Genomic DNA, 24,989 nt, shown 5'->3' on the forward strand with positions numbered 1-24,989 from the left:
GGGCTACCTTCGCCCCCGATTATGCTGCACCACAACATCTGCATCCTGGGCGCGGGGCCCGGCGGGGCCACCGCCGCCCTGCACCTGGCCAACGCCGGCCAGCCCTGCCTGCTGCTCGACCGCGCCGCCTTTCCGCGCGACAAGGTGTGCGGCGACGCGCTGAGCGGCAAGGTGTTGATGGAGCTCAAGCGCATCGACGAAACGCTGCCGGCCAAGTTGGGGGCCCTGCCCACGCAGGTGCCAAGCTGGGGCATCGACTTCTTCGCGCCCAACGGCCGCCGCCTGGCCATTCCCTTCAAGCCCAAGTTCGACAAGGCCACCGACCGGGCCGCCGGCCACGTGGCCAAGCGCATCGATTTCGACAACTTCCTGGTGGAGGAAGTGCGCCGGCGACCCGAAATCGACTTCCGCGAAAACGTGGACGTGGCCCGCACCGAGCGCACGCCCGACGGCGGCTGGCAGCTGTTCGACAAGGCCGGCCAGGAAGTAGCTACCTGCCGCCTGCTGCTGGTGGCCAATGGGGCCCAGTCGGCGTTTGCGCGCCAGGTGGCCGGCCACGCCCTCGAGCCCGACCACCACTGCGCTGGCCTGCGCACCTACTACCGGGGCGTGGCGGGCCTCAGCCCCGACAACTTCATCGAGCTGCACTTCCTCAAAGACTTTTTGCCCGGCTACCTGTGGGTGTTTCCGCTGCCCAACGGCGAGGCCAACGTGGGCGTGGGCATGCTCTCGAAGACGGTGGCGGCCAAAAAAATTAACCTGCGCCAGCGGCTCGACGAGATTCTGGCCACCCACCCGGCCCTGGCCCCGCGCTTCGCGCAGGCCGAGCGGCTGGGGCCTGTGCGCGGCTTCGGGCTGCCGCTGGGCTCGAAGCGGCGGGCGCTGTCGGGGCCCCAGTACCTGCTGCTCGGCGACGCCGGCTCGCTCATCGACCCGTTCTCGGGCGAAGGCATTTCGCACGCCATGGTGAGCGGGCGCCACGCCGCCGTGTGGGCCGCCCAGGCCGTGGCCAGCGGCGATTTCAGCCCAAAATTCCTCCAGAACTACGACAAGGCCGTGTACAACCGCCTCTGGCAGGAGCTGCGCCTGAGCCGCGCCATGCAGCGGTTGCTCAACTTCCCCAGCCTGTTCAACATCGTGGCCAACCGCGCCGCCAACAACCCCACGCTGGCCGAAACCCTCTCCGCCATGTTCCTCGACCTGGACCTGCGCGAGCGGCTGCGCAAACCCAGCTTCTACTTCAAGCTACTGTTCGGCGGGAAGTGATTTTTAGGGCCCCCAGGCGGTCATGCTGAACGCAGTGAAGCACCACTATCGCAGCAGTAGACAATGATTGCTAGCGCAGTAGAGATGCTTCGGCTGCGCTCGGTATGACCGCCTGGGGCCCCTAAAAGCAAGCCCAAACGCGCGTTAGTGCCGGGGAACCGTGGGGCGCGGGGCGCGCATGGGCGCGACCTTGATGGGCTCTTTACCGTCGTGGCCCACGTAGCGGCGCAGGCTTTTGGCGGCGTTGGGGTTGAGGTCGGTGGCGTGCTCCAGGTCGCGGCGGGCCTCGGGCATTTTGTCGAACGAGGCGTAGCTGATGCCGCGGTACTCCCAGGCGTCGGCGTAGGCCGAATCGATTTGGATGGCGTGGGTGAAATCGGCCACGGCGGGCTTGTACTGGAGCATCTGCATCTTGGCCACGCCGCGGCCGAAGAACGATTCCTTGTCGTCGGGCCGGTAGCGGAGGGCCCCGGCGAAGTCGGCTGAAGCGGCCTTGTACTTCTTCATCATCAAGTGGTTCACGCCGCGGTTGTAGTAGGCGTCGGGGTTGTTGCGCTGGTAGCGCAAGGCGGCCGAGTAGTCGAGCTGGGCGGCGGGGTACTCGTGCAGGTAGCTCTTGGCCTTGGCGCGCTGGAGCAGGGCGGCGGCATCCTTGGGGTTGTTCTCGAGGGCGGCGTCGGCCGTGGCTAGCATCTGGCGGTACTCGGCGCCGGTCATTTTCTTCTCGCGGCTGCGCTCAGCCGAAATCTCGCGGGCCGTGGGGGCCCCGGCGCTGGCGCCCTCGGTAGCCAGCACGCCGGCGCGGACGTCAGGGGCCGAGCGGGCCGCGCCGGTTGAGTCAACGGCCGGTACCGTTGGCGCGTCGGCCGCCGCAGCTGGTGCGTTGGCCAGTGTATCGGCGGGTGCGGCTGGCGCACTAGCCATTGCAGCTGGAGTGGTAAGCGCCACAGATTGCGCGCGCGTCACCACGGTGGTAGACCGCTCCTTTTCGGAGCTGGCGGCGCAGTTGGTGAGGGCCCCCAGCAGGCCCAGGGCCGCCAGTGAAAATGGAGTCGAAATGCGCATAGGGAAAGGAAAAAGTGAACCGTTTTGGCCGGAGCGGCTAAAACCGGGCCTTATACGGCCAAGTGCGCCCGGCGGCTGTCCGGCTTCTGAAGAAGCGCGGGCACGTTCGGGGCCCCGGCGGGGTTTAGGAGCGGGCCGGGGTGCGCGGCTATCTTTGCGCACCGGCCGGGGCGGCGGCCGGGCGGCGATTTTCCTTTCTCTTCTTTCGTAAGACTTTATGGCATTGCAATTTGATTTGGTGGTGGTGGGCAGCGGCCCGGGCGGCTACGTGGCGGCCATTCGGGCGTCGCAGCTGGGGCTGAAAGTAGGTGTAATTGAGCGCGAAAGTCTCGGCGGCATCTGCCTCAACTGGGGCTGCATTCCCACCAAAGCGCTGCTGAAATCGGCGCAAGTATTCGAGTATTTCCACCACGCCGCCGACTACGGCCTGAGTGCTGAGGGCGTAGGCTTCGACTTTGCCAAGGTGGTGCAGCGCAGCCGCGGCGTGGCCGACGGCATGAGCAAGGGCATCAACTTCCTGTTCAAAAAGAACAAGATCGAAGCCGTGATGGGTGTGGGCAAACTGGTGGCCCCCGGCAAGGTGGAAGTCATCAAGGCCGATGGCACCAAGGAAACCGTCGAAGCCAAGAGCATCATCCTGGCCACCGGCACCCGCGCCCGCCAACTGCCCAACCTGCCGATTGACGACAAGAAAATCATCGGCTACCGCAAGGCCATGACCCTGGAGCAGATGCCCAAGAAAATGGTGGTAGTGGGCTCGGGCGCCATCGGCGTCGAGTTTGCCTACTTCTACCGCACCATGGGCGCGGAGGTCACCATCGTAGAGTTTATGCCCCGCATTGTGCCGGTGGAGGACGAAGAGATTTCGCGCCAGATGGAGAAATCCTACCGCAAAATCGGCATCAACGTGCTCACCAGCGCCGAAGTGACGAAGGTGGACACCACCGGCCCCGGTTGCGTGGTGACCGTGAAAACGGCCAAGGGCGAAGAGCAAATCAGCTGCGACGTGGTGCTCAGCGCCGTGGGCATCCAGACCAACATCGAGAACATCGGCCTCGAAGAGCTGGGCATCAAAACCGAGCGCGGCCGCGTGTTGGTGGACGACTTTTACCAGACCAACGTGCCCGGCGTGTACGCCATCGGCGACATCGTGCCGGGCCCCGCGCTGGCCCACGTGGCCTCGGCCGAGGGCATCATCTGCGTCGAGAAAATCGCCGGCCACCACCCCGAGCCGCTCAATTACCAGAACATCCCCGGCTGCACCTACGCCTCGCCCGAAATCGCCAGCGTGGGCTACACCGAAGCCGAAGCCAAGGCCAAGGGCTACGACATCCTGGTGGGCAAGTTCCCGTTCTCGGCCTCGGGCAAGGCCAGCGCCGCCGGCGCCAAAGACGGCTTCGTGAAGGTCATCTTCGACAAGAAGTACGGCGAGTGGCTGGGGGCCCACATGATTGGGGCCAACGTGACCGAGCTGATTGCCGAAGTAGTGGTGGCCCGCAAGCTCGAAACCACTGGCCACGAAATCATCAAATCGGTGCACCCGCACCCCACCATGAGCGAGGCCATCATGGAAGCCGCCGCCGCTGCCTACGGCGAAGTGATTCACCTGTAAGCTTTTCAGCTGCTAGTAACTCTAGGGGCCCCGGCTGCATCGCGCAGCCGGGGCCCTTTTGCTTGGGCTAGAATCGTAGTGTTGCTTTGCAAATAATTACCCTTGCGTTTCTCGATGACTCCCGCCGAAAACATCCTGCTTTACCAGGCCCCTAATGGGCAAACCTAGCTCGAAGTGCAGCTCGACCACGAAACCGTGTGGTTGACGCAGGCGCAGATGGCGGAGTTATTCGCTGTTTCCCGCCCTAATATAACGCTGCACTTGCGCAACGTGTTCAAGGAAGGAGAGTTAGACGAAATTTCAGTTGGTAAGGAATCCTTACTAACTGCTACCGACGGTAAGCAGTACAGTACTAAATACTACAACCTCGACGTCATCATCTCCGTCGGCTACCGGGTGAAATCGTTGCGCGGGACGCACTTCCGGCAGTGGGCTACGGGCGTGCTACGCCAGTACCTGGTGCAAGGCTACGCGCTGAACGACAAGCGCCTGCGCGAAAGCGCCCGCCAACTGGCCGACCTCAAGCGGCTGGTGCAACTGCAAGGTGAAGTGGCGGCCAACCAAGAGCTGACTTCGGACCAATCGAATGCTTTGCTGCGCGTGCTGGGCGACTACGCCAGGGCCCTCGACGTGCTCGACCAGTACGACCACCAGCGCCTGCAAGTGCGCGGCACTGCTTCGGATGAGCCGTTTGAATTGACTTACGAAGCCGGCCTGGAGGCTGTGGAAGGACTGCGTAAGCAATTTGGCGGCAGCGCTTTGTTTGGGCGGGAAAAGGATGCGTCGTTCCAAAGCTCGGTACGTACCATTTACCAAAGTTTCGGCGGCGAGGACTTGTACCGAGCGTGGAGGAAAAGGCGGCCAACCTACTGTACTTTGTGGTGAAAAACCACTCGTTTTCCGACGGCAACAAGCGCATTGCGGCTTTTCTATTCGTGTGGTTTCTCGACCGCAACCGCTGCCTCTACCATCCCGATGGCTCACGCCGGCTGGCTGAAACGCTCTGGTGGCCCTCACGTTGCTCATCGCTGAAAGCAAGCCCGAGGACAAAGCCACAATGGTTACGCTGGTGGTGAATCTGATTAACCAGGATAATTAAACGCGGTATTCGAAGCAGGACGTCTTACTGGGGGAGGGCTACCACCGCCGCGTTGAAGTTTAAGTTTTTGAGAATTGGCGCCAGATGCGCATCAAGCTGGGTTTTTTCGTTGAGAAAACCCAGCGTGTTTTCCTGTTCCAAATTCCAAGTGACGAGGTAGTGCAGCTGGCCGGGAGCTACTGTGAATAAGTAGCGGGTGGTGCGCAAGCCGCTGCTGGGGCCCGGACTAGCAATTTTGTGCAGGCTTTCCACCCGGGTTTCACTGCCGTACCACTTGCTGGACGTGAACTCGTACTTGTACAAGGCGTAGCGGCCGGGTGGCAGGGCGCAGCAAAACGTGTTTTGCTTGCGGGAGCGGAGCGGCGGCTTTACTTCAATGCGGACGGATTTGCCCGTGGTTAGGTTTGCCAGCCGCACGTACTGGCCAAGCCCACCGCTTTCGAAACCCAGGCGCTGAATGAAGCTGCCGTACACAATGCCTTTGTCGGACGGGAATATGCGTCGGTCGGCGCCCCACACGGGGGCGGGTAGTGCCACCTTGTTGAAAGCGGGAATTTCCAACGAGTCGCCGGCCGCCGCAAGGTTCAGGTTAAAATTGACGGGAATGGTGAACGAGACGCGGACGCCGCGGCCGTTTTGCGTGCCGGGCCGCCATTGGATTGAGTCCAACCGGTGCGCGTTGCGCAGCACTTCGGCGTCGATGTCGGCGCGTATGCCCTGTACGAGCTTGATGTCGACGGCATGACCCTGGGCATCAACCGCGAATGAGAAAAACGCCCGGCCTTGCACGCTGCCGTCCCGGGCAAGTTGGCGGGCGGGCCCCAGGCCATCGTTAATAAATTTTACAATCCGCTCGTTATTCGAGCGGGTGCTGTCGCCAGGTTCGAGCCCCGGAAACTGTGGCATGCGTTCTACATAAACGTATTTTTTGGTCTCAGCATTGGCCTTGCCTAGAACAGACTGGCCAAAAGCGTTGCCAACCGATAACGATGCTAAAAAACCACCAAAAAGAATAAAAGTATAGCGCATAATGGCCTAATATAGGCCACCAGGGGCACAATTTTCAGTCCTGCGCTTCCAGTACCCCAGTTGGCGCTGGGGCCCCGGCTTTAGGCTTTTTGCTCACCAGCCACACGCCTACGAAAATGAGCACGGCCTGGCCGGCTTTATCCCAGGTGAGGGTGTCTTTGCCCAGGGCCACGGCGATGAGCACGGCCAGCACCGGCTGGAGGTAGATGTAGACGCCGAGCAGGGCAGGGGAGGCGTACTTCAGAGCCCAGTTGTTCAGCAAGTAGGCCAGGATGGTGAGGAAGAACACCATGTAGAGCACCTCGGCCCAGATTTTGGGCGGGAAGTGGGCGTAGTCGGTGGCCAGGGCTTCGCGCCAGCCAAAGGGCACTGCCACCAGGGCCCCTATCAGGAAGATGCGCCCCAGCACCGTGAAGGGGTGGTACTTACGCATGAGCGGGGCCACCAGCACCAGGTACAGCCCGAAGAACGTGGCGTTGAGCAGGATGTAGATGTTGCCCAGCGTGGCGTGCGGGTACACTGCCGCCTGCGCCGGCCGGGTGAGGATGAGCGCCGCCGCGCCGCCTGCCCCCACCAGGATGCCCAGCAGCCGGTAAAGAGTAATCTTTTCGCGCAGCAGCACGGCCGAGGCCACTACTACGACGATGGGCGAGATGGTTTGGAGCAGCGAGGCCGAGATGGGCGACGTGTAGTTCAGGCCCGAAAAAAACAGCAGCTGGTTGAGCCCGATGCCGCTGACGCCGCAGAACAAGGCCCGCAGGTTGTCGGCCCGGCCCTGGATTTTGTCTTGGGGCGCGGCTAGCTGCTTGGCCACTGCGAAGAAGATGGAGGCCCCCAGCACCCGCAGCGTCACGATGCCGAAGGGGTGCATGTACGCGGGCATCAGGTCTTTGGCCAGGCTGTAGGTAGCGGCGTAGATGAGGGTGACCAAGAACAGGGCCGCGTGGACGCGGTATTGGTTTTTCATGGGGGATTGGGGCGGCGCGGGGCGAACTTTGTGGCGTGCGCTGGGGCCTAGCAATGGGGCCCCGGTGCACGCCACAAAGTTCGCGCTCCTTCCGCTATGTCCTCCCTCTTTCCCGACGACGAACCCGCCGCCTTTGCCCCGCTGCCCGGCCCGGGCCCCGACGCGCCCCTGGCCGAGCGCCGCCGCCCCCACCGCCTGGCCGACTACGCCGGCCAGCCCCACCTACTGGGGCCCCAGGGCGTGCTCACGCGCTACCTGGCCGCCGGCCGCATGCCCAGCCTGTTGCTGTGGGGCCCCCCGGGCGTGGGCAAAACCACCCTGGCCCTGCTGCTGGCCAGTGAGTTGAAGCAACCATTCGCCGCTCTTAGCGCCATCAACGCCGGGGTGAAGGACGTGCGCGAGGTCATCGAGCGGGCCAAGCGGCAGCGCGGCACGGTGCTGTTCATCGACGAGATTCACCGCTTTAGCAAGGCCCAGCAGGACGCGCTGCTGGGGGCCGTGGAAAATGGGACGATTACCCTAATTGGGGCCACTACCGAAAACCCGTCGTTTGAAGTGATTCCGGCCTTGCTCTCGCGCTGCCAGGTGTACGTGCTCGAGCCGCTGGGGCCCGACACGCTGCGCGACATCGTGGCCAAGGCCCTGGCCGAAGACGCGGCCCTGAGCCAGAAAAAGGTCAAAATTAAGGAAGACCACGCCCTGCTGGCCCTGAGCAGCGGCGACGCCCGCAAGCTGCTCAACCTGCTCGAAATTGTGGTGCAAAGCACGCCGCCCGACAAAAAGGGCCTCGTCACCGTTACCGATGCCGTGGTGCAGCAGGTGGCGCAGCGCCCGCTGGCGCGCTACGACAAGGGCGGCGAAATGCACTACGACGTGATTTCGGCCTTCATCAAAAGCATCCGCGGCTCCGACCCCAACGCCGCGCTCTACTACCTGGCCGTGATGCTGGAGGGCGGTGAGGACGTGAAATTCATCGCCCGCCGCATGCTCATTCTGGCCTCGGAGGACATCGGCAACGCCAACCCCAACGCCCTGCTGCTGGCCACGAGCTGCTTCCAGGCCTGCACCGTCATCGGCCTGCCCGAGTCGGATTTAATTCTTAGCCAGACGGTTATCTACCTGGCCACGTCGGAGAAGAGCAATGCCGCCTACACGGCCATCCGGGCGGCGCAGGCCGAGGTGCGGGCCCGCGGCGTGCACCCGGTGCCGGTGCCGCTGCGCAACGCGCCCACCCGCCTGCTCAAGCAGCTCGGCTATGGCAAAGAGTACGAGTACTCGCACAACGGCGCGGGCAACTTCGCGGCCCAGGAGTTCCTGCCCGATGCCCTCAGCGGCACCACCTACTACGAGCCGGGCCAGAACGCCGCCGAGCAGCGCATCCGCGAGAAGCTGCGCGGTTGGTGGGGTGAGAAGTACAACTACTAAAATCGCAGATTTCGCAGATTTGGGTTGATTGCGCAGATTCCTGGGGGCCCTAAAGTCGCCGGCCTACCCCACCGATTGAGCCACTGCCGCGGCTGGTGCAAGCATAAAGTTGTTGATTTGAGGAATCATTTGCCCTCATCCATAACTTTCCATGCGGAATACCTACTTACCAACTTTGCTGGCCGGTGCGCTGGCCCTTTCTTCTCTTTCGACGGCGCAGGCCCAGCAAACGGGCGTGCAGTTTGGGGCAAAAGCTGGCATGAGCCTGGCGCTGCTGGACGGCTTGATAAATGGCGACGCACAATTTAAGTCCGGGCTGGCCGCGGGGGCGTTTGTGCGCTGGCGTCCATCGGCGCGAATTGCAATTCAGCCCGAACTGGTGTTCAGCCAGCAGGGAACCGACGTCAGCAACTCTTACGCCGGCAACCCGGCAAAAAGCCAAATAAAACTTTCTTACCTCAACGTGCCCGTGCTGCTAAAAATATACCTGGGAAACGTGGTGAATTTGCAAGTAGGGCCCCAGGTTGGCTTGTTGCTAAGCGGGCGCCGCACGGGCCAGGTGGGCTACTCCAGCGGGTCATCGGGCAACGGCTACATCACGACTGATGAAGACGTGGCAAAAAATTATCGGGGCGACTTAGCACTTTGTGGCGGCCTGGGAGTTGACTTAAAAAACGGCTTACTCTTTTCTGCCCGGCTTAATTACGGCCTGACCGACATCAACAATAACGAAGCAGATAAAACGGCGCGGGAATACCTAGGAATTGGCGGCTTGCACAACCGGGGGTTTGAGTTTGCTCTGGGCTACGCTTTTGGGTCGAAGTAAATTATTACCCCTGCATACCAGCGCGGCCACGTAGCGTGCCGTTAGAATCTGCGAAATCAACCCAAATCTGCAAAATCTGCGATTTTATGCGTCAATTTTTTAAATTTACCCTTGCCACGCTGCTGGGGCTGGTGCTGTTTTTCGGCCTTGGCCTGGCCGTGTTGGCCATCATCGTGGGGGTGGCCAGCAGCGCCAGCAAAACCAAAAGCGTGGCCGTCAACTCGGTGCTGGAGCTGAAGCTGAACGAGCCGCTGACCGAGCGCGGCCAGTCCACCGATTTCAACCCGCTGGGCGGCCGGCAGTCGTCCACGGGCCTGGTGGCGCTGAAGGAAGCCATCGGCCGGGCCAAAGCCGACGGCGACATCAAGGGCATCCTGCTGAACCTGGACATTGTGCAGGGCGGCATGGCCTCGCTGGAAGAGGTGCGCGACGCGCTGCTCGACTTCAAGAAGTCGGGCAAATTCGTGGTGGCCTACCACGAAACGGCCTCCGAGAAGAGCTACTACCTGGCCTCGGTGGCCAACGAAATTTACCTGCACCCGCAGGGCCTGCTGGAATTCAACGGCTTGAGTTCGGAAGTAATGTTCTACAAGCGGCTATTCGAGAAGGCTGGCATTGAGCCTTACATCTTCCGGGTGGGCTCGTTCAAGAGCGCCGTGGAGCCGTTTTTTCGCGAGAACTTCTCCGACTCGGCCCGCCTGCAAACCGTGTCGTACCTGCGCTCGCTCAACGACCACATGATTGGCCAGGTGGCCGCCGCGCGGAGCATCGCGCCCGCCCGCCTGCACGTCATCTCCGACTCGATGCTGGTGCACGACGCCGCCGACGCCCTGCGCCTGAAGCTGGTGACCAAGCTCGGCTACTTCGACGAAGTGCAGGACTACCTGCGCGGCAAGCTAGGCGTGGCCAAGGATAAAAAACCCAACCTGATCAGCCTGAGCGACTACACCGACAGCGACCAGGCCGAGGAAAGCGAAGGCAAGACCAGCGGCAACCGCATCGCCGTTATCTACGCCGAGGGCGACATCGTGGGCGGCAAAGGCTCAGACGACAACATCGGCAGCACCAAGTTTGCCGAAGCCATCCGCAAGGCCCGGCTCGATGAGAAGGTGAAGGCCGTGGTGCTGCGCATCAACTCGCCGGGCGGCTCGTCGCTGGCCTCCGACGTGATTTACCGCGAGGTGCTGCTAACCAAGAAAGTGAAGCCGATCATCGCCAGCATGAGCGACGTGGCGGCCTCGGGCGGCTACTACATCGCCATGGCCTGCGACACCATCGTGGCCCACCCGAACTCCATTACCGGCTCGATTGGCGTGTTTGGCGTGCTGCCCAACATCCAGCCGCTGCTGGCCGACAAGCTCGGCATCACGGTGGACCGCGTGACGACGGGCAAGTTCTCGGACCTGCCCACCATCACCCGGGCCCTGTCGGACTACGAGAAAAAGACGATGCAGCACAGCGTGGACCTGATTTACGCCGACTTCACGAGCAAGGCCGCCCTGGGCCGCCACATGCCCGTAGAGCGCCTGCGCCGCCTGGCCTCGGGCCGCGTCTGGAGCGGTGCCGAAGCCAAAGCCAACGGCCTCGTGGACGTGCTCGGTGACTACGAAGCCGCCCTGAAAATCGCCGCCACCCGCGCCCACATCAAGGCCGACGATTACAACGTGCAGCGCCTGCCCCGCCGCAAATCGGGCTTGGAAGCGCTGCTGGCTCGCTTCGGCGTCGGCGATGATACCGAGGCCGCCGATGCCCGCGTGCAGGCAGCCCTTAAAACCAAGCTGGGACCCCTTTATCCGGTGTACGCCCAGTACCAGAAGCTGCTGACGATGAGCGGCGTGCAAGCGCGCTTGCCGTACGAGTTGGAGATTAAGTAGCTTCTGCAAACGGTCACCCCGAAAACGGTCATTCCGAGCGCAGCAAGGAATCTGGATTTGGGGCCCCGACGGAAGCCACCAGATTCCTCGCTGCGCTCGGAATGACAAACTTGCCCCGCAGACAAGCTTTGCTTTTCCATAGCAACTGTGCTTTGGCACGACGATACCTTTCACGCAACAAATAAAAATGCGTCGTTTCCTATTAATCGGCCTGGTCATCACGGCCCTGTCCCAGCCAGCCGTCCACGCCCAGGCGCTCTACCAGCCGCGCGACATCAAGCAGGCCTTTGCCAAGCAAACGCGGGCCGCCGATGGCCGCCCGGGGCCCAAATACTGGCAGAATACGGCCCGCTACGACATCACGGTGCAGGCCGCGCCGCCGGCGCGCGACATCCGGGGCCGTGAGAAAATCACCTACTTCAATAACAGCCCCGATACGCTCAAAAGCCTGACCATCCGGCTGATCCAGAACATTCACCAACCCGGCGCAGCCCGCGAGAGCGACGCCGCGCCCGACTACCTGACGGAGGGCGTGACGATTGACTCGTTCGCCGTGGCGGGCCAGGCGCGGCCGTTTGCTGGCCAGGGCCCCGCCACTTGGAAAACCGTGCGCCTGCCCAAACCACTGGCCCCGCACGATTCGGTGCGGATGGCCTTTGCCTGGCACTTCCCGATTTCGGTGCAGAGCGGCCGGGAGGGTATGATCGACAAAACCACGTTTTTCCTGGCCTACTTCTACCCGCGCATCGCGGTTTACGACGACTACAACGGCTGGGACCGGCTGAACTTCGTGGACAGCAAGGAATTTTATAATGACTTCAACGACTACACCTTGCGGGTGCAGGTGCCGGCCAACTACCTCGTGTGGGCCACGGGCACGCTGCAAAACCCCAAGCAAGTGCTCCAGCCGGCCTATGCCAAGCAGCTGGCCAAGTCCATGACCAGCGACGCGGTGCTGCACATTGCCACGGCCGCTGATTTGGCCAAGAAAAACATCACCGCCCAGGGCCCCCAGAACACTTGGGTGTGGACGGCCAAGGACATTTCGGACGTGACGCTGGGCCTGAGCGACCACTACGTGTGGGACGCCGCCAGCGTAATCGTGGACCCCGCCACCAAGCGCCGCGCCAGCGTGCAGGCCGCCTTCGCCGACTCGACGGCGGACTTCCACTACGCCGTGAAGAACGGGCAGAACGCGCTGGGCTGGTTCTCGCGCAACCTGCCCGGCGTGCCGTACCCGTTCCCGAAAATGACGGTCTTTCAGGGCTTTGCCGACATGGAATACCCGATGATGGTGAACGATAGCCCGGAGCCGGACCTGAAGTTTTCGCAGCTCGTGGCCGACCACGAGATTGCCCACACCTACTTCCCGTTCTACATGGGCATCAACGAGAGCCGCTACGCTTTCATGGACGAGGGCTGGGCCACGACGCTGGAGCTGTTCATCGGGCGGGCTGAAAACGGGGCGGAGCAGGCCGACGAGTTCTACAAGAAATTCCGGGTGAACCGCTGGATCCACGACCCGGCCACGGCAGAGGACCTGCCCATCATCACGCCCACCAGCGAGCTGAAGGCCGGCGCCGGCAACAACTCCTACGGCAAGGCTTCGCTGAGCTACCTGGCGTTGCAGGACCTGTTGGGCGAAGACCTGTTCAAGAAAAGCCTGCGCGAGTACATGGCCCGCTGGCACGGCAAGCACCCCATTCCGTGGGATTACTTCAACTCGATGAACAGCGCCTCGGGCCAGGATTTGAACTGGTTTTTCAACAACTGGTTCTTCACCAACAACTACATCGACCTGGCCCTCGACCCCGTGACGACCACCGCCCAGGGCCCCGCCGTGGCGGTGCGCAACGTGGGCGGTTTCGCGGTGCCCGTGAACCTGAAGGTGACCTACGCCGACGGCACCACGGCCGCCGTGCACCAGTCGCCAGCCGTGTGGCGCGCCAACGAGCGGCAGGCCACCATCGCCCTGCCCGGCACAAAGGCCATCAAAACAATAGAATTGGTGAACGGCATCTACATGGACGCTGACACCAGCAACGACCGCCTAACGGTGAAGTAACCAATTGACAGTATGAGTTTTCCTGACGCCGCCGGGGCCCTACGCGCCCTGCACGAAGCCGCCGATTACATCCGGGCCCAGTCCGGCAACTTCCAGCCCGCCACGGGCATCATCCTCGGCACCGGGCTGGGGGCCCTGGTGGGGGAGGTGGATGTGGCCTACGCGCTTGATTACGAAGACATTCCACACTTCCCGCTTTCCACCGTCGAGAGCCACGCCGGGCGGCTGGTGCTGGGCACACTGGGCGGCCGGCGCGTGGCCGTGCTGCAAGGCCGCTTCCACTACTACGAGGGCTACAGCATGGCCCAAGTGGTGTTTCCGGTGCGGGTGCTGAAACTGCTGGGCATCGAGCAGCTGCTGGTGAGCAACGCGGCCGGCGGGCTGAACCCAGACTTCCAGCTGGCCGACATCATGTTGATCGACGACCACCTCAACCTGCTGCCCACCAACCCGTTGGTAGGGGCCAACCTCGACGCGCTGGGGCCCCGCTTCCCCGACATGTTCGCGCCCTACGACGCTGGCCTGCTGGCGCGTGCCGAGGCGGCGGCCGAGGCCCTGGGCCAGGGCCCCACCACGCGCCGCGGCGTGTACGCGGCCCTGCCGGGCCCCATGCTCGAAACCCCCGCCGAGTACCGCTACCTGCGCACCATCGGGGCCGATGCGGTGGGCATGAGCACGGTGCCCGAGGTAATTGCCGCCCGGCACATGGGCCTGCCCGTGCTGGCCGCCTCGGTCATCACTGATTTGTGCGCGCCCGGCCACCTCAAGCCCGTAGTGCTGGCCGACATCTTCGCCGCCGCCGGGGCCGCCGAGCCGCGCCTCACGGCGCTGCTGCGGGCCGTGGTGGCGGGGCTGTAGGCCAGCACGCCAACCCTTCGCGTACGGCTGCTTCATGCAACCGATGATCGTGGGTGATGAACACCCGTAGGGTTTGAACGGCCAGGGCACTGGCTAATTGGATGGCATCTAATGACCGCAAGGCCAGTTGCATGTGTCTGTTGAGGAGTTGAGCCGCTAACTTTAATACTACCGGGTCCAAGTCAATCCAGCCGTAAGTTGAATGGTCCGCTTCGAACGCTTGCTGCAAAGCACTGCTTTTTTCCAATGTCAGCTCACCGCGTCTGTATTTGCGGCCCAGGGCGCTGACAAATTCTACCCGCGTGAGGGCGGAAAGATAGATCCCCTCCCGGGAGTTGAGATGCCGCCGCAAGTCATCGGAACCGGTTTCATTGTCGTCGTAAAGCTTAATCAGCGAGGACGTGTCTAGAAAAACACTCATTGCAAGGAAGGTGGTTTGGCTCGGAGTGGCCGGTAAAACGCCTTGCTTGGCTCGGTGTTAGCAAAAAAAATACCGGCTTGTGCCCATTTAAATTTCCTCCTCTCGTTCCGCGAGCACTTCCTCGCTTAATGTAGGCCCTGTCATCCCGGCAGTAATTTTACGGCCCGCCTCCCAGGATGCTTGCAGTCGCCGCATCCGGTCGTCGGGGTCGTGGTTGGCCGGCGGATGCACTGCGGCACTCAGCTCGTCCAGGAATTCCACCCGCACCCGCACCGGCTTGCGGTAATCCACCGGTGTATCGAGGCGCAATTGCCCGTTTTCGTAAACTCCTTCGACGACTAGCATATAGCTAAACTACAAAATTATCGGCTTACCTCGACAAGAAGATGGTCTTGCGGGTGTAGTTGAGCACCGTGAACACGCCCACGCCGCCCTGCACGGTGCTGTAGACGGCCGAGGGCTGGCCGAAGGGGTTGCCGTTGGCGCTGCGCGCGTCGTTCACCGACTGGCGGAAGAGGTAGAAAGCGGGGTCGAGGTGGTAGAGGGTGGCCGTGACGGTATCGCCGGGGTTGAAGCGGTAGCTCGTGCCCAGCGTGAAGAGTTGGCCGTTGAGCAGGCGGTCCTGCACGGTCAGGTCGTTTTCGGGGCTGCTGTAGATGCGCAGGCCCTTGTGCAGTTGCAGGCGGTAGTTATCGTCGGGCGTGGCTGGGTCCTGGAAGTAGGTGAGGAAGTAAGCCTTGCGGTTGTCGCCGGTCCCGTCGTTGAATTTGTAATTTAGCGAGTCGATGGGCACCGTGGTGGGCATGGTGGCCGTGCCGGTAACGTGGCGGCCCTTGGTGTCCTGCACATCAAGGCCGAAGGTATCGCCGGGCTTGGCCACCAGCGGCGCGGTGCCGATGTGGGTGTACAATTTCTTGGTCACCGGGTCCTGGCCCGGGCGGTAGTACAGCGGCACCAGGGCCCCACCGGGCAGCGTCAGGTTCACGGTTACGTCGGTGGGCACCGTGGGCAGCACGGCCGACAGGTACGCCTGCGACTCGGTGACGGTGAGGCGCGGCACCACGCCCGGCTCTAGGTAGCACTCGGCCACCAGCTGCGAGTTGTACTCGGGCAGCACCACGGCCAGGTCGTTCGAGAAACTGCCGCAGCCGGCCAGCCCCAGGGCCCCCGCCGCGGCGATGAAATAACGAAAGTGAATCGACTTCATATAAATAAGTAGTTCTTATTGCGGCGGCTAGCTACTTGTCAGCTGCCCGCTAATCATTGAACTGCGAACCGGGCCGAATCATGCCAAACCGTACTGCTTGCGCCCTGGGGCCCCGGCAATTACCGGGTAGCCGGCAATAAGCCGGTAGCCCGGGGCCATCCAAAAAAATCAGCGAAATCACGATTAATCACGGCTAATCTGTGATTAGAATTTGAAATTATAGGTCACCGACGGGATGAATGGGAACAGCGACACTTGCTGGGCCCGGAAGCCAGTGATACGGTCGGTGGTCTTGTCGCGCACGGTTTCGAAGTAGTCGAAGTAGGCGTTGCGGCGGTTGGTGGCGTTGTACACGCTGAAGGTGAAGTCGCGCTCGCCGCCGCGCTGCGTGGGCCGCAGCTTGTACACCAGGCCCAGGTCGAGGCGCGCGTAGGGGATAAGGCGGAACGAGTTGCGGTCGGGGTAAATGGGGATGGGGCGCGGGTCGGTGCCGCCGGTGGTGTTGCCCTCGTTCGTGTTGACGTTGGAGCCGTTGATGTCCTGGTAGCCGAAACGGCCCAGGGGCAGCGTGGTGAGGTTGCCGCTGGTGTAGATGTAGCTGGCCGTGAGGGTAAAGCGCGTGTTGAGCTGGTGCAACACCACCACCGTCAGGTTGTGGCGGCGGTCGTAGTTGGGGTGGTAGTCCTGGCCGTTGTTCACGCCGGTGGTGCCGCGCTGGGGCCCAATGTTCAGCCAGGCCCAAGCCAGGGTGTAGCCCACCCAGCCGGTGGTTTTGCCGGTTTTCTTTTCCAGGTACAGCTCGTTGCCGTAGCTCCAGCTCTTGCCGAACAGGAACTCGGTGTCCAGCTCGGGGTTCACAAACAGCTGGGCCCCGTCCTTGAAGTCAATCTGGTTTTTGCCCCACTTGTAGTACACCTCGTCGGTGAGCAAAAACTTGCCGCCGCCCAGCAAAAAGCTCACCCCCGTGCTGGCCTGCTGCGAGCGCTGCGGCTTGACGGACAGCCGCGACGGGTACCAGATGTCCGTCGGCAGCGTGGCGCCCGAGTTGGTTACCAGGTGCACGTACTGGTACATCAGGGCGTAGCTGGCCTTCAGCGAGACGTTGTCACTCAGGGAGTAGCGGGCCGAGAGGCGTGGCTCCAGGCCGGCGTAGTTGTTGGTGCCGCTGTGCCAGGCCGAGAGGCGCAGGCCGGCGTCGATTTGCAGCTTGTCGCTGGCCCGGAAGTTGTCGCCCACGTACAGGGCCCCCTCGCTGGCGGTGTAGCCCACGTCGGCCCCGAAGTTCACCGAGCCATCGCCCGAGCCAGCCTGCAAGCGGCCCACCCCGAAGCGGTGCGCCGTGGCCGCCGCCCCAAACTTGATGGTGTGGCGGTCGTTGGGCACGTACTCGAAATCAGTGCGCAGGGCGTAGTCGCGGATGGACGAGCCCAGGTTGAACGAGAACTGGTCGAGCTTATTGGTCAGGTTGTACTGGTAGTCGGTAATGGTGGCCGTGGTGTTCACCAGCAGCCGCGGGTTGAACACGTGGTTCCAGCGCAGCGTGGCCAGCGTGTTGCCCCAGTCGAAGTTGAAATTGAAGCCGTTGGTGGCCCCCGAGAAGCCAAACTTATCGCGCCCCAGGTAGGCACTCAAGTACACGTTGTCTTTGGGCCCCAGGGTGTAGTTGGCCTTGAAGTTGAGGTCGTAGAAATAGTAGTCGGGGATGGGCGTGAAGTCCTCCTTGTTTACGTTGGCCCGGTTGTAGGCGCGGGTGAAGATGTCGAAATACGTGCGCCGCCCCGACAGGATGAACGAGCCCTTGCCTTTGTTGATGGGGCCCTCAAAAGTGAGGCGCGACGAAATCAGGCCCAGGCCGCCCGTCACGTGGTAGTTCTGGCGGTCGCCCTCGCGCAGCTTCACGTCCACCACCGACGAGAGCCGGCCCCCGAACTGGGCCGGGAAGCCGGCCTTGTACAGGTCCACGCTCTGCACGGCGTCGGAGTTGAACACCGAAAACAGCCCGAACAAGTGGCTGGGGTTGTACACCGTGGCGTTGTCCACCAGAAACAGGTTCTGGTCGGCCGAGCCGCCGCGCACAAATAGGCCGCTGGTGCCCTCGCCGCCGGGCTGCACGCCGGGCTTGAGCTGCAAGGTTTTCAGAATATCGACTTCCCCAAACAGCGCCGGCAGCAGCTTGGCCTCGCGGATGCTGAGGTGCTCGACGCCCATCTGCGTGGTTTTAAGCTTTTGCCCCAGCGTTTGGGCCCCCTGCACCACCACCTCGTCCAGGGCGTTTTCGCTCGGCGTGAGCGGGTACACGAAGCGCTGGTTGCGGGTCAGGTTCACATCGCTCGTCAGCGGCTCGTAGCCCACAAAAGCCACCACTACCTGGTAGCGCCCGGCCGGCAGCGTGAGGCGGAAGTGGCCCACCGAGTCGGCGGCGGTACCTGTGTTCAGGGCGGGCACCGCCACGCTGGCCCCGGGCAGCGCCTCACCGCCGGCGGCCCGCACTGTGCCGCTCAGTGTGAAGCTGCCCTGCGCCCGGGCCCCCTGGGCAGTGCTAAATAGCAATAAACCAATAACTAAGAATAGTGCTGGCCAGCGGCGCGCATCGGGGGTAATCAATTGCATAGGCGACGGGTAAAGCGCAGTCAAAGGTACGCTGCCCCAACGCCAGCCGGCCCCAAAGTAGTGCGTTTCCCCGGTGAGTAATTAGCGGTGAACAGTTAGTGGTGAACAGTTAGCAATTCTGCCTTTCGGCTAACTGTTCACCACTAACTGTTCACTGCTAACTGCCCACGAAGGGCCCCACAGCCCGGGCCAGCTCGGCGGCGGGCACGGCCCCGGCCTGCCGCCACACTGGCTGCCCCTGGCGGAACAGAATCAGCGTCGGGATGCTCTGCACGCGGTACTGCTGGGCCACGGCGGGGTTCTTGTCCACGTCAATTTTAATGACCCGCAACTTGCCCTGGTGCTGGGCGGCAAACTGCTGGAGGATGGGGGCCATCGTTTTGCACGGGCCGCACCAGTCGGCAAAAAAGTCAACCAGCACGGGCATCCCGGGGCTATCAATCAGTTCGGCAAAGGACTTGCGGGGCATAGGAAAGGCAGTTAGCGGTGAGCAGTTGGCAGCGGGGCCCCACGACGCGGGGCCCCCTGCGGGCTTTAAACGAAAAAAGCCCGGCGGCGGCCGAGCTTTTTAACTGCTTCACTACTAACGATGAATATGGCATGGGACGGCTTAAATTATTGGGCCCCACGTGCTTGCCAGTGGCCGCTAGGGCCGCTCCTTTTGCACCACAGTCACGTCGTTGCCCACCTCGGGCAGGGCAAAGTGGCCCCCCACGGCCCGCTTTCCCTTCACCAGGCATTCCCAGGTGTAGCGGCCGGGCGTGGCGGCAGCCGCTTCGCCGGTGCTGGCCTTGAAATAATCAGGGGATGAGGCTTCGCTGGGGAACATCACGTCCACGCCGTTTTGGCCCTTTTCAATGTTCCGCACCAGCTGGTAGTCTTTGCCGGTGCGCTCACTGTGCACCACAAACGTGGCCGTGTAGGGCCCCAACTGGCCGTACTTGTCGAGCACGCCGAGCGTGACGTGGGCCGTGGTGCTCACCATCCAGGTTTGGGCGCGGGCCGGGGCCGGCACGGCCAGCCACAGCAGCGCCAGGGCCCCCAGAACCCGGCCCCAGCAGGCGGCGGAAAAGATTGATTGCGAGTAAGGTATAGATTGCATAGCGGTTAAATAAGAAAAAATTGTAAGAAGTAATGAAAGCAGATTTGGCTAAAAATTGGATTCTGGCAGTTGCGGGACAAGGTAAGGATTTTACTGAAATTTCATAAAAATCAGGCAACTCCGCCGCGGCCAGCGGGGTTTATTTCACGCCGGCGGCCCATGCCCCGGTTCCTGCCCATGCCCCGCCGCCGCGCTTCGTTGCCTGCTTCCTGGCCCCCGGCCTCGGGGGCCCCCTCCCCGCGCTGCGGCCTGTGCGAGCGGGCGGTGCAGGCCACCTCGCGCCACCACTTGGTGCCCCGCGAGGAAGGTGGCCGCCACGGCCCCACTGTCGATTTGTGCCAGCCCTGCCACAGCAGCGTGCACCGCTTCCTCAGCAACCGGGCCCTGGCCCGCGAATACGCCACGGTGGAGGCCCTGCGCGCCGCCGAAGAACTCCAGACGTACCTACGCTGGGTGAAAAAGCAGCGCGTCGAGCGCATCACCAACCGCCGGGGGCGGACGTAGGGCCCCACCTTTGCGCCATGAACCACCGCTACTTCGTGCCCTTCGCCGCCGTGCGCCGGCAGCCCACCATCGTGGTCGACAGCGTAGGCCTGGGCGCCGCCCTCACCCTGGCGCACTGGCGCGGCGCGGCCACCCCGGGGCCCCTGCGCGACGATACCAGCGCCGGCTCGGCCCTGCGCGCCCTGCACCACCCCGAAACGCCCGGCCTGGAAGCGCAGGCCGTGACGGCCAACCACTTCGACGTCGACGGCTTCGTGGGCGTGTGGGCCCTGCTGCACCCCGCCCTGGCCCTGCGCCACGAGGAGCTGCTGCGCCTAGCGGCCACGCTGGGCGACTTCCGGGAGTTGGATTGGACTAATCCGCTGGCCGACACCGCGCTGAAACTCGTGTGCTGGCTGAACGCCGAGGAAAAAACCCGCTTCTACGAGCCCTTTGGGGCCCCCGCCCGCAAGCGGCGCGAAGACGAGGCTTCGGCTGAGAAGTTCGCCTGGTTCCTGCCGCGCTTCGCCGAAATTTTGGAAAACCCCGCCGCCGGCCGCGCCGCCTGGGGCCCCGAGCACGCCCGCGTGACGGCCGCCGTGGCCGTCGCCCAGGGCCCTAATACGCAGCGCGTGGGCTACGCCGAGGTGGGCCTGGCCGTGGTGCGCACGCCCGGGCCGCTGCCGTACTACGCGCTGTTTGGGCCCACGGCGGGATTCGATTGGGTACTGAGCCTTTACGACGGCCAGCGCTACGAGCTGGAGTGCAAATACACCACCTGGATTGATCTGGAAAGCCGCCCCACGCTGCCGCGCCTGGCCCTGGGGCCCCTGGCCACCCGCCTCAACGCGCTGGAAACCAGCGGCCGCACCTGGGCCGCCGACGGGCCCACCGACACCGGCCCGCTGCTGCGCCTGGCGGGCTCCCGCAAGCTCAGCAAAGCCCAGCGCTACGCCGACCCCGACGGCCGCCCAATCTACGCCTCCTCCATCGCGCCCGACGTTTTGGAGCACGAAGTGCTGGCGTTTCTGCGCGCCGGCTACGCCAACATCCAACCCAAAAAGTACTGGACCTGGGCCGAAGTGAAAGCTACCGGGGCGTAGGCGCTACGCGGCCGCACGGTTGGGTGAAGGCGGCGGTCCAAAACGGGGTGGTCCGGCGACTTTTTCAGTCGTCGCACTCTGATAGTTGAACAATAGCCCCGTTCAACCGTCAGAGTGGCCCGACGACTGAAAAAGTCGCCGGACCACCCGGCTTGATATCATTGCCTAACAGATTAGGGCCCCACGCGCCCACGCTGCCTCACACGTCGCACGGGGTTTCGGTGCCCATCACGTCCACTACGCGCACGGTGCTGGTGCCGCCCGCGCCGGGCTGGACGCGGATTTGGGTGCCGATGCGGTCCTTCAAATCGGCCACGTGCGAGATGATGCCAATCATTTTGCCCGAGTGCTGGAGGCGCTCCAGCGCGTCGAGGGCCGTGTTTAGCGCATCGGGGTCGAGCGTGCCAAAGCCCTCGTCGATAAACAGCGATTCGATGCGGGCCTTGTGGCCGGCCAACTCGCTCAGGCCCAGGGCCAGGGCCAGGCTCACCAGAAAGCTTTCGCCGCCCGAGAGCGAGGCCATCGGGCGCACCGTATCGGCCTGGTCGTGGTCGATGATTTGCAGCTCCAGGTTGCGGTTGGGCGTTTTGAGGATGGTGTAGCGACCCGTGAGCTGGCGCAGGCGCAGGTTGGCCAGCCGCGCCAAGTGGCTCAGCGTGAGGCCCTGGGCAAACTGGCTGAACTTGTCGCCTTTGGCCGAGCCAATCTGCTCGCTCAAATCCTGCCAGCGCTGCTCCTCTAGCTGCCGCTGCTGCAAAGCGCGCAGGCCATCGGCTAGCAGCAGGCGCGCCGCATCGTCCTGGGCCAGTTGGTTGCTGGTGGCCCCCAGCTGCTGCTGCAAAATATCGTCGGCCTTGTTCAGCGCCGCCAGCTGCCCATCCAGCTCGGGGCCGGTGTGGGGCGTGAGGCCGGCCTCGGCGTGGTGGCCCAGCTCGGCGGTGAGGTCGGCGAGGCGGCGGGTGGCGGCAGTCTGGGCCACGAGGTGGTCGTGGCGGCGCTGGGCCAGGCGCTCGGCTTCGGGGGCGGGCAGCAGCAGGGCCCTCGCTTCGGCCGCATTGGCGAAGCCGGCGGCGGCCAGCGCCGTGGCCAGCTCGGTCTGGCGGGCATCGTGGGCGGCGCGGTGCTCGGCTAGCTGGGTATTCAGCGTGCGGTGGGCATCGTGCTTGATGGCCAGGTTCTGCTGCTGCTGGCCGCGGTGGCCATAGGCCAGCTGCTTGGCCTCGTCCAGTTGCCGAGTAGCTTGGTGCAGCTGCTCGGCTTCGGCGGTGGGGTCAGGGCCGGCGTAGCGGGCCAGCCGGGTGGCCCGTAGCTGGTCGAGCAGCTGCTGCTCGGTAGCCAGGGCTTGGGCGTTGGCCCGAAGCGCGGCCTCGGCCAGGGCCAACGTAGCGGCACGGTCGGCTTGCCGGTCCCGGAGGGCAGCGGCCTTGTGCTGCAAATCGGTCAGGTTTTGGGCCCGGGCCGCGTATTCGCTGGCTCGCTCTTCCAGCGTAGCCCGCACGCCGCTGTAGGGCTGCCCCGCGGCGGGCAGCCGCAAGCCGTGCGGCACCAGCAACCCTTGGATGACCGCTCGGTAGTTGCCGGCTTGTTCCCGGAAATTGGCCAGCCCCGCGGCCAGGGCCCCCAGGCTCTGCTGCGCTTTTTGCTGCCGTTCGGTGGCGTGCTGGGCTTCTTCCTGGGCTTGCTTGCTGACTGCGCCCGCGGCGGTGTGGTCGATGCGCAGCTGCGCCAGCTGCTCGGTGAGAACGACGAGGCGGCGGCGGGCGGCCCCGGTGGCGGCCTGGGCGGCGGCGGTATCGGCCAGTAAATGCTGCAAGGCGGCGAGGTCGCTCAGATCGGGGAGGGGCGGCACGAGGGCCGCCGCCAACTCGGTGGCCTGGTGGCGGGCAAGGTTGGCGGCGTTGGCGTTTTCGTCGTGGCGCGCCCGCCGCTGCTGCTGCTCGGTACGGCAGCGCACCAGGTCCTGCCCGGTTCGGGTCAGCTCTGCATTCAGGTGCACCAAGGCCTGCTTTTGCGCATCCACGCGCAGCTCGTACTCGTTGGCATCGGCTGCAAAATCAGCCCCAAAAGCGTGCTCCAGCGCGCCGCACAGCGGACACGGCTGGCCGGTTTGCAGCTGCTGGCGGTGGGCGTTGAAGTCGGCCAGGGCCTGTTGGGCGCGCAGCTCGCGCTGGTAGCTGTCGAGCAGGCGCTGGCCGTCGCCCTGCCGTTCGGTGAGGTGGGCAAAAGCCGTTTCGGCCTGTTCGCGGGTTATTTCTTCTTGAGCGTACTCCCGATCCAAGGCCTGGGCGCGGGCCGCCTGGTCGTGGGCGGCTTGGGCCAGGGGCAGCAGGCGCTGCACCAGTTGCAGGCGGGCGGTGAGGTCGGCGTCGTGCTGGGCCAGGGCGTCGGCGTCGGTGCCGCGCAGCAGCTCGGTCACTTCGTCGCGGCTGGGCCGGCCTTGCTCCACCAGGGTTTGCTGGGTTTGCCGGGCCCCCGCGGCGGCCTGCTCGTGGCGCTTGCGGTCGGCCGTGGCCTCGGCCAGCTGCTGGAGGTGCGCTTGCTGCTGGGCTTCGAGCGTGGCCAATTCGGTATTCACCGCCTCCAGGTCACTAATCTGGGCCCCGATTTCGATTAGCTCGTCCTTAAGCTGGGCCTCGTGGTTGTGGGCTAACAGCCAGGTTTCCGAGGCGATTTGCTGCTGGCCTAGCGCGGCCAAGTCGTGGGTCTGCGCTTTTTGCCACGCGGCTTGCTCGGCCTCGTGCGCTGCCTGTTTCTGGTCGTGGGTCGTGTGGTTCTTCGTCAGCTGCTGCTGCGCCGAAGCTATTTCAGCGTCCTGCTGCCGGGCCATTTGCAGCACGGGCCGTAGCCGGTCCTCCGTGGCGAGTGCTGCGGCGTGGTTATCGGCGGCGGCCTCGTAACGCGCTTCGGCCTCCTGGGTGGCCTGGGCCAGCAGGGGCAAGGCCTGGTCCAGGGCTTCGAGCTGCGCCACGTCGCGGCTCAGTTCCTGCTCGGCGGCGGCAGCCAGGGCCAATGGGGCCCCCAGGTTCGTGGCGCGGAGGTGGCCGTCGAGCCGGGCGGAATCGGGCCGGAGCAGCTCCTCGGTGCGGCGCAACTCCTCGGTTTCGCCGGTGGTTTTGCGCAGCTGCCGGTCCAGCTGGTCCAGGATGGCGCGCCAGGTCTGGAATACGTGCAGCTCCTGCTGCTCTTCGTAGTGGCCTTCGGCTTCTTCGTGCAGGCGGTCGAGCTGGGCTTCCAGGGCCCCGCGCTCGTCGTCGGGCAGCAGGCGGGTGGCTTCGAGCTGGGCGCGCAGCAGCTTGGTTTTCAGCTCTTCCTCCTTGGCCTTTTCAAACGCCGCCACCGACAGCCGCGAGTAGATGCCCACGTTGGTCATCTTTTCGAGCAGGGCGCTGCGCTCCTTTTCCGGCGCGTGCAGGAAGCGCGCAAATTTGCCCTGGCTCAGCAGCACCGATTGCTCGAACTGCCCAAAATCGAGCCCCGACAGCTCGCCCACCTTCGCCGGCACGGCCTCCTTGCCGCTGACGATGGCCGCGCCGGATGGGCTCATTACCAGCGACATGGCGTCCTGGCCGAGGCCGCCTTTGTCGTCGCCGCGTACCTTGCGCTTCACTTCCCAGCGCGAGCGATAGCGCACGCGGGCCACGGCCCCGGTGTCGGCGTCGGTTTCGTGCACCTCAAACTCGACCTCCGAAAACGCGAACGGCGCGTGGCGGCTCACCATCTCGCCTACCTGGCGGTCGTGGCGCGGCACGCGGCCGTAGAGGCCCACGGCAATGGCGTCGAGCAGCGTGCTTTTGCCCGCGCCGGTGGGCCCCGTGATGGCAAACAAGCCTGTGTCGGCCAGCGGCGCGGCATCGAAACGGATGAGGTAGGGGCCCGGCAGCGAGTTCAGATTGGCGAAGCGGACGCTGATAATTTTCATGCTAACTAATTTCCCACAAGACACCCCGAAGGTACGGCCGGCGCGGGGCCCTGGCCCG

Annotated in this window: 21 protein-coding genes; 11 read left to right on the forward strand and 10 right to left on the reverse strand. The window is 64.0% G+C overall.

Annotated features, from left to right (window positions below):
* Positions 1–1,266: geranylgeranyl reductase family protein (locus BEN49_RS10135; protein ID WP_317040430.1), on the forward strand; the 1,266-nt coding region annotated here is incomplete at its 5' end.
* A 144-nt stretch (positions 1,267–1,410) separates the two neighbouring features.
* Here BEN49_RS10135 and BEN49_RS27815 read toward each other — a convergent pair.
* On the reverse strand, positions 1,411–2,331 hold the full coding sequence (locus BEN49_RS27815; protein ID WP_070742933.1) for a tetratricopeptide repeat protein: 921 nt from the start codon (positions 2,329–2,331) through the stop codon (positions 1,411–1,413).
* 217 nt (positions 2,332–2,548) lie between these two features.
* Between BEN49_RS27815 and lpdA the strand changes: the two genes are divergently transcribed.
* The 3 genes from lpdA (at position 2,549) to BEN49_RS29485 (ending at position 5,019) form a co-directional block, all read left to right on the forward strand.
* Positions 2,549–3,943 (forward strand): dihydrolipoyl dehydrogenase, encoded by a 1,395-nt coding sequence (gene lpdA / locus BEN49_RS10145; protein ID WP_070742934.1) that lies wholly within the window; start codon positions 2,549–2,551, stop codon positions 3,941–3,943.
* A gap of 174 nt (positions 3,944–4,117) precedes the next feature.
* Complete coding sequence (locus BEN49_RS25590; protein ID WP_239691896.1) at positions 4,118–4,828, forward strand: virulence RhuM family protein; 711 nt, start codon at positions 4,118–4,120, stop codon at positions 4,826–4,828.
* Complete coding sequence (locus BEN49_RS29485; protein ID WP_239691897.1) at positions 4,825–5,019, forward strand: Fic family protein; 195 nt, start codon at positions 4,825–4,827, stop codon at positions 5,017–5,019. The genes BEN49_RS25590 and BEN49_RS29485 overlap by 4 nt, the downstream gene beginning before the upstream one ends.
* A gap of 47 nt (positions 5,020–5,066) precedes the next feature.
* On the opposite strand, the gene BEN49_RS10155 is transcribed toward BEN49_RS29485, so the two are convergent.
* Both BEN49_RS10155 and BEN49_RS10160 read right to left on the reverse strand, forming a co-directional pair.
* Positions 5,067–5,948 carry an energy transducer TonB gene (locus BEN49_RS10155; protein ID WP_070742936.1) on the reverse strand — a complete coding sequence of 294 codons (882 nt, stop codon included), beginning with the start codon at positions 5,946–5,948 and terminating at the stop codon, positions 5,067–5,069.
* A gap of 157 nt (positions 5,949–6,105) precedes the next feature.
* The gene (locus tag BEN49_RS10160; protein WP_070742938.1) at positions 6,106–7,038 is read right to left on the reverse strand and encodes a DMT family transporter; all 933 of its coding nucleotides are present in this window, start codon (positions 7,036–7,038) and stop codon (positions 6,106–6,108) included.
* Positions 7,039–7,134: 96 nt separating this feature from the next.
* On the opposite strand from BEN49_RS10160, the gene BEN49_RS10165 reads away from it, so the two are divergent.
* The 5 genes from BEN49_RS10165 (at position 7,135) to BEN49_RS10185 (ending at position 14,086) form a co-directional block, all read left to right on the forward strand.
* On the forward strand, positions 7,135–8,463 hold the full coding sequence (locus BEN49_RS10165; RefSeq protein ID WP_070742940.1) for a replication-associated recombination protein A: 1,329 nt from the start codon (positions 7,135–7,137) through the stop codon (positions 8,461–8,463).
* A gap of 151 nt (positions 8,464–8,614) precedes the next feature.
* Positions 8,615–9,289 (forward strand): porin family protein, encoded by a 675-nt coding sequence (locus BEN49_RS10170; protein ID WP_083325973.1) that lies wholly within the window; start codon positions 8,615–8,617, stop codon positions 9,287–9,289.
* A gap of 86 nt (positions 9,290–9,375) precedes the next feature.
* Entirely contained in the window at positions 9,376–11,163 is a 1,788-nt protein-coding gene (gene sppA, locus BEN49_RS10175) for a signal peptide peptidase SppA (protein WP_070742944.1), read from the forward strand.
* 187 nt (positions 11,164–11,350) lie between these two features.
* Complete coding sequence (locus BEN49_RS10180) at positions 11,351–13,228, forward strand: M1 family metallopeptidase (RefSeq protein WP_070742946.1); 1,878 nt, start codon at positions 11,351–11,353, stop codon at positions 13,226–13,228.
* A gap of 12 nt (positions 13,229–13,240) precedes the next feature.
* Positions 13,241–14,086, forward strand: a complete 846-nt coding sequence (locus BEN49_RS10185; RefSeq protein ID WP_070742948.1) for a purine-nucleoside phosphorylase — start codon at positions 13,241–13,243, stop codon at positions 14,084–14,086.
* Here the strand turns inward: BEN49_RS10185 and BEN49_RS25595 are convergent.
* The 6 genes from BEN49_RS25595 to BEN49_RS10215 all read right to left on the reverse strand — a co-directional run bounded on the left by BEN49_RS25595 (position 14,049) and on the right by BEN49_RS10215 (position 19,426).
* Entirely contained in the window at positions 14,049–14,507 is a 459-nt protein-coding gene (locus BEN49_RS25595) for a type II toxin-antitoxin system VapC family toxin (RefSeq protein ID WP_083325974.1), read from the reverse strand. The genes BEN49_RS10185 and BEN49_RS25595 overlap by 38 nt on opposite strands.
* 87 nt (positions 14,508–14,594) lie before the next feature.
* Positions 14,595–14,852: a hypothetical protein gene (locus BEN49_RS10195; protein WP_070742951.1), complete on the reverse strand. Its 258-nt coding sequence runs from the start codon at positions 14,850–14,852 to the stop codon at positions 14,595–14,597.
* Between the two features lie 25 nt (positions 14,853–14,877).
* Positions 14,878–15,714, reverse strand: a complete 837-nt coding sequence (locus tag BEN49_RS10200; protein ID WP_070742953.1) for a DUF4249 domain-containing protein — start codon at positions 15,712–15,714, stop codon at positions 14,878–14,880.
* Between the two features lie 204 nt (positions 15,715–15,918).
* Positions 15,919–18,324, reverse strand: a complete 2,406-nt coding sequence (locus BEN49_RS10205; RefSeq protein ID WP_070742955.1) for a TonB-dependent receptor — start codon at positions 18,322–18,324, stop codon at positions 15,919–15,921.
* A 157-nt stretch (positions 18,325–18,481) separates the two neighbouring features.
* Positions 18,482–18,793: a thioredoxin gene (trxA, locus tag BEN49_RS10210; protein WP_070742956.1), complete on the reverse strand. Its 312-nt coding sequence runs from the start codon at positions 18,791–18,793 to the stop codon at positions 18,482–18,484.
* 177 nt (positions 18,794–18,970) lie between these two features.
* Positions 18,971–19,426 carry a hypothetical protein gene (locus BEN49_RS10215; RefSeq protein ID WP_070742958.1) on the reverse strand — a complete coding sequence of 152 codons (456 nt, stop codon included), beginning with the start codon at positions 19,424–19,426 and terminating at the stop codon, positions 18,971–18,973.
* Between the two features lie 159 nt (positions 19,427–19,585).
* On the opposite strand from BEN49_RS10215, the gene BEN49_RS10220 reads away from it, so the two are divergent.
* A complete protein-coding gene (locus BEN49_RS10220) occupies positions 19,586–19,930 on the forward strand; it encodes an HNH endonuclease family protein (protein WP_239691898.1) in 345 nt (114 codons plus the stop codon).
* A gap of 17 nt (positions 19,931–19,947) precedes the next feature.
* Positions 19,948–21,012, forward strand: coding sequence for a DUF6687 family protein (locus tag BEN49_RS10225; RefSeq protein WP_070742960.1), 1,065 nt, complete (start codon positions 19,948–19,950; stop codon positions 21,010–21,012).
* Between the two features lie 199 nt (positions 21,013–21,211).
* Here the strand turns inward: BEN49_RS10225 and BEN49_RS10230 are convergent, their stop codons facing one another.
* Positions 21,212–24,931: an AAA family ATPase gene (locus BEN49_RS10230; protein ID WP_070742962.1), complete on the reverse strand. Its 3,720-nt coding sequence runs from the start codon at positions 24,929–24,931 to the stop codon at positions 21,212–21,214.
* Between the last annotated feature and the right edge of the window lie 58 nt (positions 24,932–24,989).

It is taken from the genome of Hymenobacter coccineus, from assembly GCF_001816125.1.
Lineage (GTDB): Bacteria > Bacteroidota > Bacteroidia > Cytophagales > Hymenobacteraceae > Hymenobacter > Hymenobacter coccineus.

Excerpts from the sequence above, each read along its gene's own strand:
- BEN49_RS10220 (WP_239691898.1), top strand. The coding sequence starts at position 19,586 with ATGCCCCGGTTCCTGCCCATGCCCCGCCGCCGCGCTTCGTTGCCTGCT.
- BEN49_RS10165 (WP_070742940.1), top strand. The coding sequence starts at position 7,135 with ATGTCCTCCCTCTTTCCCGACGACGAACCCGCCGCCTTTGCCCCGCTG.
- BEN49_RS10185 (WP_070742948.1), top strand. The coding sequence starts at position 13,241 with ATGAGTTTTCCTGACGCCGCCGGGGCCCTACGCGCCCTGCACGAAGCC.
- BEN49_RS27815 (WP_070742933.1), bottom strand. The coding sequence starts at position 2,331 with ATGCGCATTTCGACTCCATTTTCACTGGCGGCCCTGGGCCTGCTGGGG.
- BEN49_RS10230 (WP_070742962.1), bottom strand. The coding sequence starts at position 24,931 with ATGAAAATTATCAGCGTCCGCTTCGCCAATCTGAACTCGCTGCCGGGC.
- BEN49_RS10170 (WP_083325973.1), top strand. The coding sequence starts at position 8,615 with ATGCGGAATACCTACTTACCAACTTTGCTGGCCGGTGCGCTGGCCCTT.
- BEN49_RS10155 (WP_070742936.1), bottom strand. The coding sequence starts at position 5,948 with ATGCCACAGTTTCCGGGGCTCGAACCTGGCGACAGCACCCGCTCGAAT.
- lpdA (WP_070742934.1), top strand. The coding sequence starts at position 2,549 with ATGGCATTGCAATTTGATTTGGTGGTGGTGGGCAGCGGCCCGGGCGGC.
- BEN49_RS10200 (WP_070742953.1), bottom strand. The coding sequence starts at position 15,714 with ATGAAGTCGATTCACTTTCGTTATTTCATCGCCGCGGCGGGGGCCCTG.
- BEN49_RS10160 (WP_070742938.1), bottom strand. The coding sequence starts at position 7,038 with ATGAAAAACCAATACCGCGTCCACGCGGCCCTGTTCTTGGTCACCCTC.
- sppA (WP_070742944.1), top strand. The coding sequence starts at position 9,376 with ATGCGTCAATTTTTTAAATTTACCCTTGCCACGCTGCTGGGGCTGGTG.
- BEN49_RS10225 (WP_070742960.1), top strand. The coding sequence starts at position 19,948 with ATGAACCACCGCTACTTCGTGCCCTTCGCCGCCGTGCGCCGGCAGCCC.
- BEN49_RS25595 (WP_083325974.1), bottom strand. The coding sequence starts at position 14,507 with ATGAGTGTTTTTCTAGACACGTCCTCGCTGATTAAGCTTTACGACGAC.
- BEN49_RS10205 (WP_070742955.1), bottom strand. The coding sequence starts at position 18,324 with ATGCAATTGATTACCCCCGATGCGCGCCGCTGGCCAGCACTATTCTTA.
- BEN49_RS10195 (WP_070742951.1), bottom strand. The coding sequence starts at position 14,852 with ATGCTAGTCGTCGAAGGAGTTTACGAAAACGGGCAATTGCGCCTCGAT.
- trxA (WP_070742956.1), bottom strand. The coding sequence starts at position 18,793 with ATGCCCCGCAAGTCCTTTGCCGAACTGATTGATAGCCCCGGGATGCCC.
- BEN49_RS10180 (WP_070742946.1), top strand. The coding sequence starts at position 11,351 with ATGCGTCGTTTCCTATTAATCGGCCTGGTCATCACGGCCCTGTCCCAG.
- BEN49_RS10215 (WP_070742958.1), bottom strand. The coding sequence starts at position 19,426 with ATGCAATCTATACCTTACTCGCAATCAATCTTTTCCGCCGCCTGCTGG.